The 14,018-nt window shown below is 58.3% G+C and carries 28 protein-coding genes; all 28 read left to right on the top strand.

What is annotated here, in order from left to right; translation table 11 throughout:
* The first annotated feature begins 67 nt into the window (after window positions 1-67).
* The 28 genes from rplB to rplQ all read left to right on the top strand — a co-directional run bounded on the left by rplB (window position 68) and on the right by rplQ (window position 13,425).
* On the top strand, window positions 68-901 hold the full coding sequence (gene rplB, locus GT748_RS06105; protein ID WP_021659678.1) for a 50S ribosomal protein L2: 834 nt from the start codon (window positions 68-70) through the stop codon (window positions 899-901).
* Between the two features lie 31 nt (window positions 902-932).
* Window positions 933-1,211, top strand: coding sequence for a 30S ribosomal protein S19 (gene rpsS / locus GT748_RS06100; RefSeq protein ID WP_021659679.1), 279 nt, complete (start codon window positions 933-935; stop codon window positions 1,209-1,211).
* A gap of 20 nt (window positions 1,212-1,231) precedes the next feature.
* On the top strand, window positions 1,232-1,567 hold the full coding sequence (gene rplV, locus GT748_RS06095; RefSeq protein WP_021659680.1) for a 50S ribosomal protein L22: 336 nt from the start codon (window positions 1,232-1,234) through the stop codon (window positions 1,565-1,567).
* 20 nt (window positions 1,568-1,587) lie between these two features.
* On the top strand, window positions 1,588-2,256 hold the full coding sequence (gene rpsC / locus GT748_RS06090; RefSeq protein ID WP_021659681.1) for a 30S ribosomal protein S3: 669 nt from the start codon (window positions 1,588-1,590) through the stop codon (window positions 2,254-2,256).
* The gene (rplP, locus tag GT748_RS06085; protein ID WP_021659682.1) at window positions 2,256-2,681 is read left to right on the top strand and encodes a 50S ribosomal protein L16; all 426 of its coding nucleotides are present in this window, start codon (window positions 2,256-2,258) and stop codon (window positions 2,679-2,681) included. The genes rpsC and rplP overlap by 1 nt, the downstream gene beginning before the upstream one ends.
* The gene (gene rpmC / locus GT748_RS06080; protein WP_021659683.1) at window positions 2,681-2,884 is read left to right on the top strand and encodes a 50S ribosomal protein L29; all 204 of its coding nucleotides are present in this window, start codon (window positions 2,681-2,683) and stop codon (window positions 2,882-2,884) included. Before rplP ends, rpmC begins: the two co-directional genes overlap by 1 nt.
* A gap of 21 nt (window positions 2,885-2,905) precedes the next feature.
* Entirely contained in the window at window positions 2,906-3,163 is a 258-nt protein-coding gene (gene rpsQ, locus GT748_RS06075; protein WP_021659684.1) for a 30S ribosomal protein S17, read from the top strand.
* 40 nt (window positions 3,164-3,203) lie between these two features.
* Window positions 3,204-3,563 (top strand): 50S ribosomal protein L14, encoded by a 360-nt coding sequence (gene rplN / locus GT748_RS06070; RefSeq protein ID WP_021659685.1) that lies wholly within the window; start codon window positions 3,204-3,206, stop codon window positions 3,561-3,563.
* Between the two features lie 15 nt (window positions 3,564-3,578).
* Window positions 3,579-3,893: a 50S ribosomal protein L24 gene (gene rplX, locus GT748_RS06065; RefSeq protein WP_021659686.1), complete on the top strand. Its 315-nt coding sequence runs from the start codon at window positions 3,579-3,581 to the stop codon at window positions 3,891-3,893.
* Between the two features lie 17 nt (window positions 3,894-3,910).
* On the top strand, window positions 3,911-4,450 hold the full coding sequence (gene rplE, locus GT748_RS06060) for a 50S ribosomal protein L5 (RefSeq protein WP_021659687.1): 540 nt from the start codon (window positions 3,911-3,913) through the stop codon (window positions 4,448-4,450).
* A gap of 14 nt (window positions 4,451-4,464) precedes the next feature.
* Window positions 4,465-4,650 (top strand): type Z 30S ribosomal protein S14, encoded by a 186-nt coding sequence (locus GT748_RS06055; protein ID WP_044992686.1) that lies wholly within the window; start codon window positions 4,465-4,467, stop codon window positions 4,648-4,650.
* Between the two features lie 25 nt (window positions 4,651-4,675).
* Entirely contained in the window at window positions 4,676-5,074 is a 399-nt protein-coding gene (gene rpsH, locus GT748_RS06050; protein ID WP_021659689.1) for a 30S ribosomal protein S8, read from the top strand.
* Between the two features lie 15 nt (window positions 5,075-5,089).
* The gene (gene rplF / locus GT748_RS06045) at window positions 5,090-5,632 is read left to right on the top strand and encodes a 50S ribosomal protein L6 (protein ID WP_021659690.1); all 543 of its coding nucleotides are present in this window, start codon (window positions 5,090-5,092) and stop codon (window positions 5,630-5,632) included.
* 20 nt (window positions 5,633-5,652) lie between these two features.
* Window positions 5,653-6,012: a 50S ribosomal protein L18 gene (gene rplR / locus GT748_RS06040; RefSeq protein WP_021659691.1), complete on the top strand. Its 360-nt coding sequence runs from the start codon at window positions 5,653-5,655 to the stop codon at window positions 6,010-6,012.
* Between the two features lie 15 nt (window positions 6,013-6,027).
* Window positions 6,028-6,528 (top strand): 30S ribosomal protein S5, encoded by a 501-nt coding sequence (gene rpsE, locus GT748_RS06035; protein ID WP_021659692.1) that lies wholly within the window; start codon window positions 6,028-6,030, stop codon window positions 6,526-6,528.
* A 15-nt stretch (window positions 6,529-6,543) separates the two neighbouring features.
* Window positions 6,544-6,723, top strand: coding sequence for a 50S ribosomal protein L30 (gene rpmD / locus GT748_RS06030; protein WP_021659693.1), 180 nt, complete (start codon window positions 6,544-6,546; stop codon window positions 6,721-6,723).
* Window positions 6,724-6,742: 19 nt separating this feature from the next.
* The gene (gene rplO, locus GT748_RS06025; protein ID WP_021659694.1) at window positions 6,743-7,186 is read left to right on the top strand and encodes a 50S ribosomal protein L15; all 444 of its coding nucleotides are present in this window, start codon (window positions 6,743-6,745) and stop codon (window positions 7,184-7,186) included.
* Between the two features lies 1 nt (window position 7,187).
* On the top strand, window positions 7,188-8,486 hold the full coding sequence (gene secY / locus GT748_RS06020; RefSeq protein ID WP_021659695.1) for a preprotein translocase subunit SecY: 1,299 nt from the start codon (window positions 7,188-7,190) through the stop codon (window positions 8,484-8,486).
* 25 nt (window positions 8,487-8,511) lie between these two features.
* On the top strand, window positions 8,512-9,144 hold the full coding sequence (locus GT748_RS06015) for an adenylate kinase (RefSeq protein WP_021659696.1): 633 nt from the start codon (window positions 8,512-8,514) through the stop codon (window positions 9,142-9,144).
* 3 nt (window positions 9,145-9,147) lie between these two features.
* Window positions 9,148-9,894, top strand: a complete 747-nt coding sequence (gene map, locus GT748_RS06010; RefSeq protein ID WP_021659697.1) for a type I methionyl aminopeptidase — start codon at window positions 9,148-9,150, stop codon at window positions 9,892-9,894.
* 12 nt (window positions 9,895-9,906) lie between these two features.
* Window positions 9,907-10,173, top strand: a complete 267-nt coding sequence (locus GT748_RS06005; protein WP_021659698.1) for a KOW domain-containing RNA-binding protein — start codon at window positions 9,907-9,909, stop codon at window positions 10,171-10,173.
* 12 nt (window positions 10,174-10,185) lie between these two features.
* Window positions 10,186-10,404: a translation initiation factor IF-1 gene (gene infA / locus GT748_RS06000; protein WP_021659699.1), complete on the top strand. Its 219-nt coding sequence runs from the start codon at window positions 10,186-10,188 to the stop codon at window positions 10,402-10,404.
* A gap of 37 nt (window positions 10,405-10,441) precedes the next feature.
* Window positions 10,442-10,555 (top strand): 50S ribosomal protein L36, encoded by a 114-nt coding sequence (gene rpmJ / locus GT748_RS05995; protein WP_073261210.1) that lies wholly within the window; start codon window positions 10,442-10,444, stop codon window positions 10,553-10,555.
* 39 nt (window positions 10,556-10,594) lie between these two features.
* Window positions 10,595-10,963, top strand: a complete 369-nt coding sequence (gene rpsM, locus GT748_RS05990; protein WP_021659701.1) for a 30S ribosomal protein S13 — start codon at window positions 10,595-10,597, stop codon at window positions 10,961-10,963.
* A gap of 16 nt (window positions 10,964-10,979) precedes the next feature.
* Window positions 10,980-11,372 carry a 30S ribosomal protein S11 gene (gene rpsK, locus GT748_RS05985; RefSeq protein ID WP_021659702.1) on the top strand — a complete coding sequence of 131 codons (393 nt, stop codon included), beginning with the start codon at window positions 10,980-10,982 and terminating at the stop codon, window positions 11,370-11,372.
* 22 nt (window positions 11,373-11,394) lie between these two features.
* Window positions 11,395-12,024 carry a 30S ribosomal protein S4 gene (gene rpsD, locus GT748_RS05980; protein ID WP_021659703.1) on the top strand — a complete coding sequence of 210 codons (630 nt, stop codon included), beginning with the start codon at window positions 11,395-11,397 and terminating at the stop codon, window positions 12,022-12,024.
* Window positions 12,025-12,095: 71 nt separating this feature from the next.
* The gene (locus GT748_RS05975; RefSeq protein WP_021659704.1) at window positions 12,096-13,046 is read left to right on the top strand and encodes a DNA-directed RNA polymerase subunit alpha; all 951 of its coding nucleotides are present in this window, start codon (window positions 12,096-12,098) and stop codon (window positions 13,044-13,046) included.
* Window positions 13,047-13,089: 43 nt separating this feature from the next.
* Window positions 13,090-13,425 carry a 50S ribosomal protein L17 gene (rplQ, locus tag GT748_RS05970; protein WP_044992691.1) on the top strand — a complete coding sequence of 112 codons (336 nt, stop codon included), beginning with the start codon at window positions 13,090-13,092 and terminating at the stop codon, window positions 13,423-13,425.
* Window positions 13,426-14,018 lie beyond the last annotated feature (593 nt).

Here is a 14,018-nt window from a genome sequence, read left to right as displayed (position 1 = left end):
GGCCGGGGGCAACGTATGGGAGGGCAAACCCCTTCCGCTAAGCCTGATAATAGGAGAGTGAAACCCAATGGCGATTAAGAAATACAAACCGACTACGCCGGGCCGCCGCGGGATGACCGTCACCGATTATTCCGAGCTGTCCAAAGTAGAGCCGGAGAAGAGCCTGCTGGCCCCCCTGAAAAACCATTCGGGCCGCAACAGCTACGGCCGCATCACCGTCCGCCACCGCGGCGGGAAGCAGAGAAGAAAGTACCGCATCATCGACTTTAAGCGCAACAACTTCGGCGTGGAGGGGACCGTCAAGACCCTGGAGTACGATCCCAACCGCTCCGCCCACATCGCCCTCATCGAGTTCGTCGACGGCGACAAGCGCTACATCCTGGCCCCGGTCGGCCTGAAAGTCGGCGACAAGGTGATCGCCGGCCCCGACGCCGACATCAAGCCGGGCAATGCTCTGCCCCTGCAGAACATCCCCGACGGCACCGTCATCCACAACATCGAGCTCTACCCCGGCAAGGGCGCCCAGCTGGTGCGCTCCGCCGGCAACTCCGCCCAGCTGATGGCCAAAGAGGGCAAATACGCCCTGGTCCGCCTCCCCTCCGGAGAGCTGCGCAACGTGCCCGCCAGCTGCATGGCCACCATCGGCCAGGTCGGCAACGTGGATCACGAGAACGTGAACCTGGGCAAGGCCGGCCGCAAGCGCCACATGGGCATCCGCCCCACCGTCCGCGGCTCGGTCATGAACCCCTGCGACCACCCCCACGGCGGCGGCGAGGGCAAATCCCCCATCGGCCGTCCTTCTCCTGTGACTCCTTGGGGCAAACCCACCATGGGCCACAAGACCCGCAAGAAGCACAAGCAGTCCGACAAGTTCATCGTCAAGCGCGCCAACTCCAAGTAGGCGTCTGTAATCGAAAGGAGGCAAATAGAAAATGGGCAGAAGCGTTAAAAAAGGACCTTTCGTACAGGCTTCCCTGCTGAAGAAGGTTTTGGCCATGAACGAGGCCGGCGAGAAGAAAGTCCTGAAGACCTGGAGCAGATCCTCCACCATCTTCCCTGATTTCGTTGGACATACCTTCGCCGTCTACGACGGCCGCAAGCACGTACCGGTCTATGTGACTGAGGACATGGTTGGGCACAAACTCGGTGAGTTTGCCCCCACCCGGACCTACAAAGGCCACGCCGGTTCCAAAACATCCAACAGAGGTTAAGGTCGAAAGGAGGATTCCAAATGGAAGCAAGAGCTTATCTTCGCCATTTGCGCATTGCGCCGAGAAAAGTGCAGATCGTTTTGGACCTGATTCGGAACCAGCCCGCCGACAAGGCGATGGCCATTCTGAAGCACACCCCGAAGTCTGCCAGCGAGCCCTTACAGAAGCTCCTCAAATCGGCCATGGCGAACGCTGAGAACAACCACAACATGGACAAAAACAGCCTCTACGTCGCAGAGTGCTTCGTTTGTCCTGGCCCCACGCTCAAGCGCATTCGCCCGAGAGCACAGGGCAGAGCATTCCACGTCCTGAAGAGGACCTCGCACGTGACGATGGTTCTCAAGGAAAAGGAATAAGCTGAAAGAGGAGGTAAACTATGGGCCAGAAAGTAAATCCCCACGGTCTTCGGGTGGGCATTATCAAAGACTGGGACTCCCGCTGGTTTGCTAAGGATAACGCTTTCGGCGATATCCTGGTAGAGGACTACAAACTCCGTAAATTCATCAAAAAAGAGATTTACGGCGCCGGCGTCCCCCGCATCGAGATCGAGAGAACTGCCAACAAGATCCGCATCCACATCCACTGCGCCAAGCCGGGTATGGTCATCGGCAAGGGCGGCAGCGAGATCGACAAGCTGCGCAAGAACATCGAAAAATTCATCGGCAAGCCGGTGAACATCAATATCGTTGAGGTCAAGCAGCCCGACGTCAACGCCCAGCTGGTGGCCGAGAGTGTCGCCAAACAGCTGGAGAAGCGCACCTCGTTCCGCCGGGCCATGAAGATGGCCATCGGCCGGGCCATGCGCCTGGGCGCCAAGGGCATCAAGATCCAGGTCTCCGGCCGTCTGGGCGGCGCGGACATCGCCCGCACCGAGCAGTACCACGAGGGGACCATCCCCCTGCAGACCCTGCGCGCCGACATCGACTACGGCTTTGCCGAGGCGGACACCACCTACGGCAAGATCGGCGTCAAGACCTGGATTTACAGAGGCGAAGTGCTGCACGACGCCAAGAGAACCACCCGGAGGGAAGGAGGCAAACGGTAATGCTTTTGCCAAAGAGAGTCAAGTATCGCCGCGTGCACAGAGGTCGTCTGACCGGTAAAGCGTACCGCGGAAACAAGGTGACCTACGGCGAGTATGGCCTGGTTGCCCTGGAGCCCGCCTGGATCACTGCCAACCAGATCGAGGCCGCTCGTATCGCCATGACCCGTTACACCAAGCGCGGTGGTCAGGTCTGGATCAAGATTTTCCCCGACAAGCCCATCACCGAGAAACCCGCCGAGACCCGCATGGGCTCCGGTAAAGGGTCCCCCGAGTACTGGGCTGCCGTCGTGAAACCCGGCCGGGTCATGTTTGAGATCGCCGGTGTTTCCGAGGAGATCGCCCGCGAGGCCCTTCGCCTTGCCAGCCACAAACTGCCCATCAAGTGCAAGTTTGTCAAAAAAGAAGAATTGGAGGGTGAAGAGTAATGAAAGCGTCTGAGATCCGTGAGATGAGCGCCGACGAACTGAACGCGAAGTTGATTGACCTCAAAGCCGAGCTCTTCAACCTGCGCTTCCAGCACGCTGTGAACCAGCTTGAGAATCCCATGCGGATCAAGGCTGTGAAAAAGGACATCGCCCGCGTCAATACCCTGCTGCGCGAGCGGGAACTGAAAGACAGCGCGAACTAACGAGAAAGGGAGGCAAGAGCTGTGAGCGAAAGAAACCTGAGAAAATCGAGGGTCGGCAAGGTCGTCAGAGACAAGATGGATAAGACCATCGTCGTCGCCATCGAGGACAATGTCCAGCACCCCCTGTACAAAAAGATCATCAAGCGCACCAGCAAGTTCAAGGCCCACGACGAGAAGAACGAGTGCGGCATTGGCGACACTGTTGAGATTATGGAAACACGCCCCCTCTCGAAGGACAAACGGTGGAGGCTCGTCAGAATCATCAACAAGGCGAAATAAAACCTGTTAAAACCGAAAGGAGGAACGCACTGTGGTACAGATGCAAACTTACCTCAAGGTGGCCGACAACACCGGCGCCAAAGAGATTATGTGTATCCGCGTGCTGGGCGGTTCCCGCAGAAGATATGCCAACATCGGCGATGTGATCGTCGCTTCTGTAAAGAAGGCCGCCCCCGGCAGCGCCGTGAAAAAAGGCGACGTTGTCAAAGCTGTGATCGTTCGTTCTGCCAAGGGTGTTCGCCGCGAGGACGGCACCTACATCCGGTTCGATGAGAACGCGGCAGTTCTGATAAAGGAAGACCAGAACCCCAGAGGCACCCGTATTTTTGGGCCCGTGGCCAGAGAGCTGCGCGAGAAGAACTACCTGAAAATACTCAGCCTCGCACCCGAAGTTCTGTAAGGAGGAGGAAATCTCATGGAAAAATTGCATGTCAAGACCGGCGATACCGTGGTGATCCTCTCCGGCAAGGACAAGGGCAAGCAGGGCAAAGTCCTGCAGGTCAGCCCCAAAGAGGGCAAAGTCATCGTGGAAGGCTGCAACATGGTCACCAAGCACGTCAAACCCCGCCAGATGGGCGAGGCCGGCGGCATTGTGAAGGCCGAGGGCGCCCTGTACGCCAGCAAAGTGATGCTGGTTTGCCCCAAGTGCGGCAAGCCCACCCGGCTGGCCCACAAGGTGCTGGAAGACGGCAAAATGCGGCTGTGCAAACACTGCGGCGAGACTTTCTAGAGTAAGGAGGAAACAACATGGCTAGAATTAAAGACCTTTACGAAAAAGAAGTCGCGCCGGCTCTGATGAACAAATTCTCCTACAAGAGCGTCATGCAGATCCCCAAGCTGGACAAAGTCGTCATCAACGTGGGCTGCGGGGAAGCGCGCGACAACCCGAAGGTCGTCGACTCCATCGTCAGCGACTTGATGCAGATCACCGGCCAGCGGCCCATCGTCTGCAAGGCCAAGAAATCGGTGGCCAACTTCAAACTGCGCGAGGGGATGAACATCGGCGTGAAGGTGACCCTGCGGGGCGACCGGATGTACGAGTTCGTCGACCGCCTCTTCAATGTGGCGCTGCCCCGCGTGCGCGACTTCCGCGGAATCAACCCCAACTCCTTTGACGGCCACGGCAACTACTCCCTGGGCATCACCGAGCAGCTGATTTTCCCGGAGATCGACTACGACAAGATCGATGCGATCCGCGGCATGGACATTGCGTTCGTGACCACTGCGAAGACCGATGAGGAGGCCCGCGAGCTGTTGAGCGCACTGGGCGCTCCCTATGCGAAGTAAAGGAGGAATCTGTTGTGGCAAAGAAATCGATGATCAATAAACAGCAAGGGCCCCAGAAGTATTCCAGCAGAGAATACAACCGGTGCAAGATCTGCGGCAGACCTCATTCATATCTTCGCAAATTCGGCATCTGCCGCATCTGCTTCCGGGAGCTGGCCTACAAAGGCGAGATCCCCGGTGTGAAGAAGGCCAGCTGGTAAAAAACAGCCAAAGGAGGTTCACGGTATGCAAATCACCGACGCGATTGCAGATTTCCTGACCCGGATCCGGAACGCGAACTCTGCAAAACACGACACGGTCGACATCCCCGCTTCCAACATCAAAAAGGCCATGGCCCAGATTTTGGTGGACGAGGGATATATCAAGAAATTCACCGTCATCGATGACAACAAGCAGGGGGTCATCCGCATCACCCTGAAGTACGGTGAGAACAAATCGCAAGTCATCACAGGGCTGCGCAGGGTCTCGAAACCCGGCCTGCGCATCTACGCCAACTGCGAGGAGATGCCGAAGGTCATGGGTGGCCTGGGTATTGCCATCGTCTCCACTTCCAAGGGCATCATGACCGACAAGGCCGCCCGGAAGGCAAACGTGGGCGGCGAAGTCCTGGCATTTGTCTGGTAAGGGGGTGCAGTAGAGATGTCTCGTATTGGTAGAAAACCCATCGCAGTCCCCGCCGGCGTGGAGGTCAAGATCGAGGGCAACACCGTGACGGTGAAGGGCCCCAAGGGCACCCTGACCAAGTCCTTCCACCCCGACATGAAGATTGCCATGGAGAACGGTGAGATCACCGTGACCCGCCCCTCTGACAACAAGGAGCACCGCTCCCTCCACGGCCTGACCCGCACGCTGGTCAGCAACATGGTCGTGGGCGTCACCGAGGGCTTCCAGAAAGAGCTGGAAATCAACGGCGTCGGTTACCGCGCCGCCAAACAGGGCACCAGTGCCAACCTGACCCTGGGCTTTTCCCACCCGGTCATCATCGAGGAGACCGAGGACATCAAGATCGACGTCCCCGCCCCCAACAAAATCGTGATCTCCGGCCCCGACAAGCAGAAGGTCGGCCAGTTCGCCGCCGAAGTGCGGGAGAAACGCCCGCCCGAGCCCTATAAAGGCAAAGGCATCAAGTATGTGGACGAAGTGATCATCCGCAAAGAGGGCAAGGCCGGTAAGGGCAAATAGAGGAAAGGAGTGACCAAATAATGGTGAAGAAGCCAGACAGCAACAAAGCTCGGCTTAGAAGACATCGCCGGGTGCGCGGCCAGATTGCCGGCACTCCCGAGCGTCCCCGCCTGAATGTGTTTCGCTCCGCAAAGCACATTTACGCGCAGATCATTGACGACAAGAACGGCGTGACGTTAGCCGCTGCCTCTTCCATGGACAAGGACTTCGAGGGCCAGGGTGGCAACAGAGAAGCCGCACAGAAGGTCGGCGCTGCCATCGCTAAGAAGGCCATCGAAAAGGGCATCACCGAAGTGGTGTTCGACCGCGGTGGTTACATCTACCACGGCCGCGTCCAGGCGCTGGCCGAAGGTGCCCGCGAGGGCGGCCTGAAATTTTAGTGAGGGGGTATACTTTTGGCTAAAATCGACGCAACAGCTCTTGATTTGCAGGAGAAAGTTGTTTCCATCAACCGCGTGTCCAAGACCGTAAAGGGCGGCCGGATCTTCAAGTTCTCCGCTCTGGTCGTCGTGGGCGACGGCAAAGGTTCCGTCGGCTACGGGCTGGGCAAAGCTTCTGAGGTTCCCGACGCCATCCGCAAGGGCATCGAAGAGGCCAAGAAAAACATGATCAAGGTCTCCCTGTACGGCACCACCATCCCCCACGAGGTCGTGGGCGAGTTCGGCGCCGGCAGAGTGCTGCTCAAGCCCGCTGGAAAAGGTACCGGCGTTATCGCCGGCGGCGCTGTCCGCGCAGTCGTGGAAGCGGCTGGCATCAAAGACATCCGCACCAAATGCCTGCGCTCGAACAACCCGTGCAACGTGGTGACCGCCACCATCAACGGGCTGAAGTCCCTGCGGGATGCCAAGCAGGTCGCCGCCATCCGCGGCAAGAGCGTCCGGGAAGTATTGGATTAAGGAGGGTCACGCTCCATGGCTGATTACAGAATCAAGTTGATCAAAGGCTTTCAGGGCCGGAAAGACGACCAAATTGCCACCGCTCACTCGCTGGGCCTGCGCAAGATCGGCGACGTCACCATCCAGCCCGACAATGAGGCCACCAAGGGAAAAATCGCCAAGATCGCACATCTGATCGAGGTTACCGAAGCGTAAAAAAGGAGGTGCAAGCAAAATGAAACTGCATGAACTGTCTCCGGCTCCCGGCAGCACCAAAGAGCCCAAGCGCAAGGGCAGAGGCGCCGGTTCCGGCAACGGCAAGACCGCAGGCAAGGGCCACAAGGGCCAGAAGGCCCGTTCCGGCGGCGGTGTCCGCCCCGGGTTTGAAGGCGGCCAGATGCCCCTGCAGCGCCGGCTGCCCAAGCGCGGCTTCCACAACCACTTCGCCACCGTTTACGCCAACGTGAACGTTGCCGACCTGGAAAAGAAGTTTGAAGACGGCGCGGTCGTCGACACCGAGGCCATCCTGGCTGCCGGTCTGGTCAAAAAAGAACTGGACGGCATCAAGGTCCTGGGCGACGGTGAACTCACCAAGAAACTGACCGTGAAAGCGGCCAAATTCTCCTCCTCCGCGAAGGAAAAAATTGAAAAGGCAGGCGGGAAGGCTGAGGTGATGTAAGGTGTTTGAAACCTTTAAGAATGCGTGGAAGATCGCGGATTTAAGGAAGAAAATCCTTTACACCATCATGGTCATCGCTGTGGTCCGCCTGGGCTCTGTGGCTCTGCCCGTGCCCTTTTTGGACCCCTCCTCCCTGCAGTCGATGGTCAACCAGACCGGCAGCATGCTGGGCTACATCGACATCCTGACCGGTGGCGCCTTTGCCAACGCCACCATCTTTGCCCTCTCCATCACCCCCTACATCAACGCCTCCATCATCATCAACCTGCTCACCATAGCGATCCCGCCTCTGGAGCGGTTGTCCAAGGAGGGGGAAGAGGGGAGACGCAAGCTCAACAAGATCACCCGCTACACCGCCCTGGGGTTGGCAGTGGCCCTCTCTGTGGCCTACTACTTCCTCCTCAAGCGGCAGGGCGCTCTGCTCTACACCGGCGGCTTCGCCGGCATCTTCTCGGCCATCGTCATCATCACCGCCTTTACGGCTGGCGCCATGCTGATCATCTGGCTGGGTGAGCAGATCGACAAAAAGGGGATCGGCAACGGCATCTCCCTCATCATCTTCGCTGGCATCGTCTCCCGCGGCAAGCAGCTGGTCTCCGCCATCATCGCTTACTTCAAGCTGGCGGCACAGGGCGAGTGGAAGTTCTACATCTACATCCCCCTGATCCTGGTGCTGGCCGTCGTCATCATCGGCTTTGTGGTCATGATGACCGAGGCGGAGCGGCGGGTCCCCGTCCAGTACGCCAAGCGCGTGGTCGGGCGGAAGATGTACGGCGGGCAGAGCTCGTTCATCCCCATCAAGGTGAACATGTCCGGCGTGCTGCCCATCATCTTCGCCAGCTCGATCATCTCGATCCCTGGCACCATCAAGGCGTTTTTCGACACCGACGCCTCCACCTGGTGGGGCAAGTTCCTGTCGATCTTCGACTACAACTCCCTGGCGTATGCCATCATCTATTTCTTGCTCATCATGGCATTTAACTACTTCTACGTGGCGGTCCAGTACAATCCCCTCGAGATCGCCAACAATCTCAGAAAGAACAACGGCACCATCCCCGGCATTCGCGCGGGCAAACCGACTGTGGATTTCATCACCCGGATCCTGTCCAAGGTGACCCTCATCGGCGCCCTCTTCCTGGCGGTCATCGCTGTCTGCCCCATCGGCATCAGCGCGGCCACCGGAATGAACATCGCCCTGGGCGGCACCTCGATCCTCATCGTGGTGGGCGTTTCGCTGGAAGTGGTCCGGTCGCTGGAGGCGCAGATGATGATGCGCCATCACAAGGGCTTTTTAGAGTAAACGGGCAAGAGTAGAGGAGGCAGCTATGAATCTCATCTTTTTGGGCGCTCCCGGCGCGGGCAAAGGCACCCAGGCCGAAAAGGTCTGCGACCTGCTGAAGATCCCCGCCATCAGCACCGGCAACATCCTCCGCGAGGCTGTGAAGAACGGCACCGAGATGGGCCAGAAGGCCAAGTCCTACATGGACGCGGGCAACCTGGTCCCCGACGACGTGATCATCGGCATCGTGAAGGAGCGGCTCGCACAGAGCGATTGTGAAAACGGATTCGTTCTAGACGGCGTCCCCCGCACAGTGGCGCAGGCCGAGGCCCTGGACGAGGCGGGCGTGAGAATCGACCGGGTGGTCAACATCCAGGTCGAGGATGACGCCATCGTCCGGCGGATGTCCGGCCGGCGCGTCTGCAGCGACTGCGGCGCGTCCTACCACACCGACTACAAGCCGTCCAAAATCGACGGCGTCTGTGACAAGTGTGGCGGAAAATTGGTGATCCGGAAGGATGACCAGGAAAGCATCGTGAAGGATCGCCTGCAGGTCTATCACGATTTGACCGAGCCCCTCATCGCCTACTACGAGAAGAAGGGTGTTTTGAAAACAGTCATCGGTCAGGAGCGCGTAGAGGATACCAGCGAGCTGGTCCGCCGCGCCCTGGGGGTCTAGGGAATGATCGTTCTCAAGAACTCCCGGGAACTCACCGCCATGCAGAAGGCCTGCCGCCTCTCGGCGCAGGTGCTGAAGCTGGCCGGCGAGATGGTCGAACCCGGTGTGACCACCGGTGAAATCGACCGGGCGGTGAAGAAATTCATCCTCTCCCACGGGGCCAAGCCGTCCTTTTTGGGATACGGCGGATTCCCCGGCAGCGCTTGCATCTCGATCAACGACCAAGTCATTCACGGCATTCCCGGCGGACGGGTCATCCAGGCGGGCGACATCGTCAGCGTGGATGTGGGGGCCTTCATTGGGGGCTTTCACGGCGACAACGCCGCCACCTTTGCCGCGGGGGAGGTCTCCCCAGAGGCCCAGCGCCTGATGGACGCCACCCGGCGTTCGCTGGAACTGGGCATCGAGGCCGCCGTGCCGGGCAACCGGATCGGCGACATCGGCTTTGCGGTGCAGTCGTATATCGAGAGTCAGGGCTTTTCGGTGGTGCGGGAATTTGTGGGTCACGGCGTCGGCCGGGACCTGCACGAGGAACCGGAGGTGCCCAACTACGGCCGTCCGGGCCACGGGGCCCGGCTGGTTCCCGGCATGACCATCGCCATCGAGCCCATGGTCAACCAGAAGGGCTATCAGGTGGAAGTTCTGGGGGACGGATGGACCACCGTCACCAAAGACGGCGGGCTGTCTGCCCACTTTGAAAACACGATTGCAATCACCGAGAGCGGTCCGGTGATTCTGACCCGCCCTTAGGAGGTGCACCAGATGGTGACGATCCGAGAGGGAAGTGTGGTCAAGAGCATTGCCGGCCGCGACAAAGAGCGGTACTACGTGGTCGTGTCCCCTGCGAACGGATACGTTTTTATAGCCGACGGAAAAGTGCGAAAGCTCGAACACCCAAAGAAGAAGAATATACGACACGTCTGGCCGACAGAGGGGGTCATCCCCCTCGGCCCGGAGACGACCAACCGGCAGATCCGGACCATACTGTCCGGATACAAGGATGGAACATCCATCTGTCACGAAGATTAGGGAGGTATTCGCTTGTCCAAGGAAGACGTCATTGAAGTCGAAGGCATTGTCGTGGACGCACTGCCCAACGCCACCTTTCAGGTGGAACTGGAAAACGGGCATAAGATACTGGCTCACATCTCCGGAAAGCTGCGGATGAACTTTATCCGCATCCTGCCTGGGGACAAGGTGACGGTGGAGATGTCTCCGTACGACCTCACCAAAGGGCGCATTACCTGGCGCTCGAAATAAGCAACCGAAACGTCTAGGGTACTAGGAGGTAATAATCGTGAAAGTAAGACCTTCCGTAAAACCCATTTGCGAGAAATGCAAAGTCATTAAACGCAAGGGCCGCGTAATGGTAATCTGCAAGAACCCGAAGCACAAACAGCGTCAGGGCTAAGTGCTTGGCATACCGAGATAATGGAGGTGCAACGAACACATGGCGCGTATAGCTGGTGTTGACTTGCCGAAAGAGAAGCGAGTCGAAATTGGTCTGACCTATATCTACGGCATCGGCCGTAAATCCGCAGAGAAGATTCTCGCCGCCACGGGCATCAGCCCGGACACCCGTGTCAAGGACTTGACCGAGGACGACGAGATCAAGCTGCGCGAATACATCGACAAAAACTTTGACGTGGAGGGCGATCTGCGCCGCGACGTGGCGCTCAACGTCAAGAGACTGGTGGAGATTGGCTGCTACCGCGGCGTCCGCCACAGAAAAGGGCTGCCCTGCAGAGGGCAGAGAACCAAGACGAACGCCCGGACCTGCAAGGGCCCCAAGAAGACGATCGCCAACAAGAAGAAATAAGGGAGGGGTGTAACAGATGGCACAGAAGAAACCCGTCATTCGCAAGCGCCGTGAGCGCAAGAACATCGAGCGCGGCGCTGCACATATCCAGTCCACCTTCAACAACACCATTATCACCATCACCGACGTTCAGGGCAACGCGATCTCCTGGGCTTCCGCCGGCGGACTGGGCTTTAAGGGCTCTCGTAAGTCCACCCCCTTCGCCGCGCAGATGGCTGCTGAAACCGCCGCCAAAGCCGCTATGGAGCATGGCCTGAAGACCGTTGAGGTCTTCGTCAAAGGCCCCGGTTCCGGCCGTGAAGCCGCGATCCGGGCCCTGCAGTCCGCCGGACTGGAGGTCAACATGATCAAAGACGTGACCCCCATCCCCCACAACGGCTGCCGCCCGCCCAAACGCCGTCGGGTCTAATCAAACATCAGGAGGTGTCATAATGGCTAGATATACTGGTGCGGTGTGCCGTCAGTGCCGCCGTGAAGGTCAGAAGCTGTTCCTGAAAGGGGAACGCTGCTATTCCGATAAATGCGCCATCTCCCGTCGGGCTTACGCCCCGGGCGAGCACGGCCAGAACAGCAGAAGAAAGGTGTCCGAGTACGGCCTGCAGATGCGCGAGAAGCAGAAGGCCCGCCGCTACTACGGCGTTCTGGAGAAGCAGTTCGCCGGCTACTACGAGGAGGCCGCCCGCAAAGAGGGCGTGACCGGCAGCATCCTGCTGCAGATCCTCGAGAGCCGTCTGGACAACGTGGCCTACCGCTGCGGCTTCGCCTCTTCCCGCAAAGAGGCCCGTCAGCTGGTGCTGCACAACCACTTCACCATCAACGGCAAGAAGGTCAACATCCCCTCTTACCGGGTGAAGGCCGGCGACGTCATCGCTGTGAGAGATTCCAGCAAGGACAGCGTCAAGGTCAAAGAGCTGGCGGAGGCCAACGCCTCCCGCCCGACCCCCATCTGGCTGGATGTGGACAGAGAGAATCTGAAAGCCACCGTCACAAAGCTGCCCGCCCGCGAGGACATCGACTTTGAAGTCGACGAGCAGCTGATCGTCGAGTACTACTCCAAATAAGTGAGGGTTCGGCGAGAAACGGCGATGGCCCATGGGCACATCGACACAATCTGTCTGAAGGAGGGTCATAAATGATTGAGATCGAAAAGCCGAGAATCGAGACGGAAGAACTGGCTTCTGACGGTTCTTATGGAAGATTCGTGGTAGAACCCCTCGAGCGCGGCTATGGGATCACCCTGGGCAACAGCCTGCGGCGGGTCCTGCTCTCCTCGCTGCCCGGAGTTGCCGTCACCTCTGTCAAGATCGACGGCATTCAGCACGAGTTCTCAACCATTCCCGGTGTGAAGGAAGATGTCACCGAAATCATCCTGAACATCAAAGGCCTCACTGCCAAACTGCACTGCGACGAGCCGAAAGTGGTCTACATTGAGGCCAGCGGCGAGTGCGAGGTGACTGCCGGCAGCATCCAGGCCGACAGCGAAGTGGAGATCCTGGACCCTGACATGCACATTGCATGGCTGGGCGCAGGCGCCACCCTGAGCATGGAACTGGTGCTGGAGAAGGGCCGCGGTTATGTGCCGGCTGACAAGAACAAGCAGAGCCAGCATGTGACCATCGGCGTCATCCCGGTGGACAGCATCTACACCCCGGTGTTGAAGGTCAACTACAAGGTGGAGAACACCCGCGTAGGCCAGATCACCGACTACGACAAGCTGACCCTCGAGGTCTGGACCGACGGTACCATCTCCGCCAAGGAGGCTGTCTCTCTGGGCGCCAAGGTGATCATTGAGCACCTGAACCTGTTCGTCGACCTGTCGGGTGAGGCGTACAGCGCGGAGATCATGGTGGAGAAGGACGACAAGGGCAAAGAGAAGGTCCTGGAGATGACCATCGAGGAACTGGATCTGTCCGTCCGCTCGTCCAACTGCCTGCGCCGCGCGGGGATCAACACCGTTGAGGACCTCACCAACAAGACCGAGGATGAGCTGCTGAAGGTCCGCAACCTGGGCCGCAAGTCCTTTGAAGAAGTTATCAACAAGCTGGACTCGCTGGGAGTCAGCCTGAAGGAGAGCGAGGAGTAAACCTCCCTCCTCCTTTCAAATCCCGCAAAAGGAGTGAATTTCTATGCCTAGAAAATTGGGCAGGGCAAGCGACCACAGAAAGGCGATGCTGCGTGCCATGGTCACCTATCTGCTGGAAAACGGCAAGATCGAGACCACCGTCACCCGCGCCAAAGAGGTCCGCTCGGCTGCTGAGAAGATCATCACCACCGGCAAGGAGAACACCCTTCACGCCAAGCGCCAGGTCTACTCTTACGTGACCAAAGAGGGCGTTGCCAAGAAGGTGTTCGACGAGATCGCCCCCAAGTACGCCGAGACCAAGGGCGGCTACACCCGCATCATCAAGATCGGCCCCCGCCGCGGCGACGCCGCCGAGATGGCCATCATCGAGCTGGTCTAGGAGACGGGCTTTTTACAGATGCGCAGTCCTGCTCGCAGGACTTTAAAAGAGGGACAGGCAGAGATGCCGGTCCCTCTTTTTTTGTTGTGCGCAGCCGGTACTCAGGAGGGGGAGGTTTTGAAGAGGAAGAAACCGCCTCTGTGGGAGGGGCAAAGGCAGTAGGGGAGAGATGAAGAAGCGGTAGATATACAATACAAATTGTAATATATGGATTAAAAAATACAGAAATAGGGGAACCTTGTCCAAAGGGGAGGGGAAAGAGAGGAAGAAGGCGCTTCCTCGCGCCTGCTCCTCTCATTCGACAGTTGTCGGCCCATGTCTTTGCAATATAAGAAAAAAGTGCATAATAAGCGTATGAACCATTACTACAAGTATTAGATGAATAGAAATATACAGAAACCAAGGCTATATTGACGCAACAGGGGAAAAAGAGGAGCGGCCCGCTGCAACTTTTTTGCCGCTCTTTTGCCGCCAACGGGGCATTCCTCCTTTGGCAGCGTGGAGGAGTTGTGGTACAATTCTTTAGGAAAGTATCAGATTCAGAGCAAGAAAAATAGCAGTTCTGAGTAAAATTGAACTGCTCTGAATGTGAT

The organism is Bittarella massiliensis (ex Durand et al. 2017) (genome assembly GCF_009876955.1).
GTDB lineage: Bacteria > Bacillota > Clostridia > Oscillospirales > Ruminococcaceae > Bittarella > Bittarella massiliensis.
The sequence above is the reverse complement of the archived record's forward strand: the minus strand, read 5'-3'. Positions and strand labels throughout refer to the sequence as shown.

Bases quoted from the DNA above. Each gene is read 5' to 3' on its own strand.
- GT748_RS06005 (WP_021659698.1), top strand. From the start codon at position 9,907: ATGGTGACGATCCGAGAGGGAAGTGTGGTCAAGAGCATTGCCGGCCGC.
- rplE (WP_021659687.1), top strand. From the start codon at position 3,911: ATGGCTAGAATTAAAGACCTTTACGAAAAAGAAGTCGCGCCGGCTCTG.
- rplX (WP_021659686.1), top strand. From the start codon at position 3,579: ATGGAAAAATTGCATGTCAAGACCGGCGATACCGTGGTGATCCTCTCC.
- rplQ (WP_044992691.1), top strand. From the start codon at position 13,090: ATGCCTAGAAAATTGGGCAGGGCAAGCGACCACAGAAAGGCGATGCTG.
- rpsD (WP_021659703.1), top strand. From the start codon at position 11,395: ATGGCTAGATATACTGGTGCGGTGTGCCGTCAGTGCCGCCGTGAAGGT.
- rpsC (WP_021659681.1), top strand. From the start codon at position 1,588: ATGGGCCAGAAAGTAAATCCCCACGGTCTTCGGGTGGGCATTATCAAA.
- rplF (WP_021659690.1), top strand. From the start codon at position 5,090: ATGTCTCGTATTGGTAGAAAACCCATCGCAGTCCCCGCCGGCGTGGAG.
- rplN (WP_021659685.1), top strand. From the start codon at position 3,204: ATGCAAACTTACCTCAAGGTGGCCGACAACACCGGCGCCAAAGAGATT.
- rpmD (WP_021659693.1), top strand. From the start codon at position 6,544: ATGGCTGATTACAGAATCAAGTTGATCAAAGGCTTTCAGGGCCGGAAA.
- GT748_RS06015 (WP_021659696.1), top strand. From the start codon at position 8,512: ATGAATCTCATCTTTTTGGGCGCTCCCGGCGCGGGCAAAGGCACCCAG.
- rplO (WP_021659694.1), top strand. From the start codon at position 6,743: ATGAAACTGCATGAACTGTCTCCGGCTCCCGGCAGCACCAAAGAGCCC.
- rpmC (WP_021659683.1), top strand. From the start codon at position 2,681: ATGAAAGCGTCTGAGATCCGTGAGATGAGCGCCGACGAACTGAACGCG.
- rplP (WP_021659682.1), top strand. From the start codon at position 2,256: ATGCTTTTGCCAAAGAGAGTCAAGTATCGCCGCGTGCACAGAGGTCGT.
- rpsK (WP_021659702.1), top strand. From the start codon at position 10,980: ATGGCACAGAAGAAACCCGTCATTCGCAAGCGCCGTGAGCGCAAGAAC.
- rpsS (WP_021659679.1), top strand. From the start codon at position 933: ATGGGCAGAAGCGTTAAAAAAGGACCTTTCGTACAGGCTTCCCTGCTG.
- rpsH (WP_021659689.1), top strand. From the start codon at position 4,676: ATGCAAATCACCGACGCGATTGCAGATTTCCTGACCCGGATCCGGAAC.
- rpsM (WP_021659701.1), top strand. From the start codon at position 10,595: ATGGCGCGTATAGCTGGTGTTGACTTGCCGAAAGAGAAGCGAGTCGAA.
- rplR (WP_021659691.1), top strand. From the start codon at position 5,653: ATGGTGAAGAAGCCAGACAGCAACAAAGCTCGGCTTAGAAGACATCGC.
- GT748_RS05975 (WP_021659704.1), top strand. From the start codon at position 12,096: ATGATTGAGATCGAAAAGCCGAGAATCGAGACGGAAGAACTGGCTTCT.
- rplV (WP_021659680.1), top strand. From the start codon at position 1,232: ATGGAAGCAAGAGCTTATCTTCGCCATTTGCGCATTGCGCCGAGAAAA.
- rplB (WP_021659678.1), top strand. From the start codon at position 68: ATGGCGATTAAGAAATACAAACCGACTACGCCGGGCCGCCGCGGGATG.
- map (WP_021659697.1), top strand. From the start codon at position 9,148: ATGATCGTTCTCAAGAACTCCCGGGAACTCACCGCCATGCAGAAGGCC.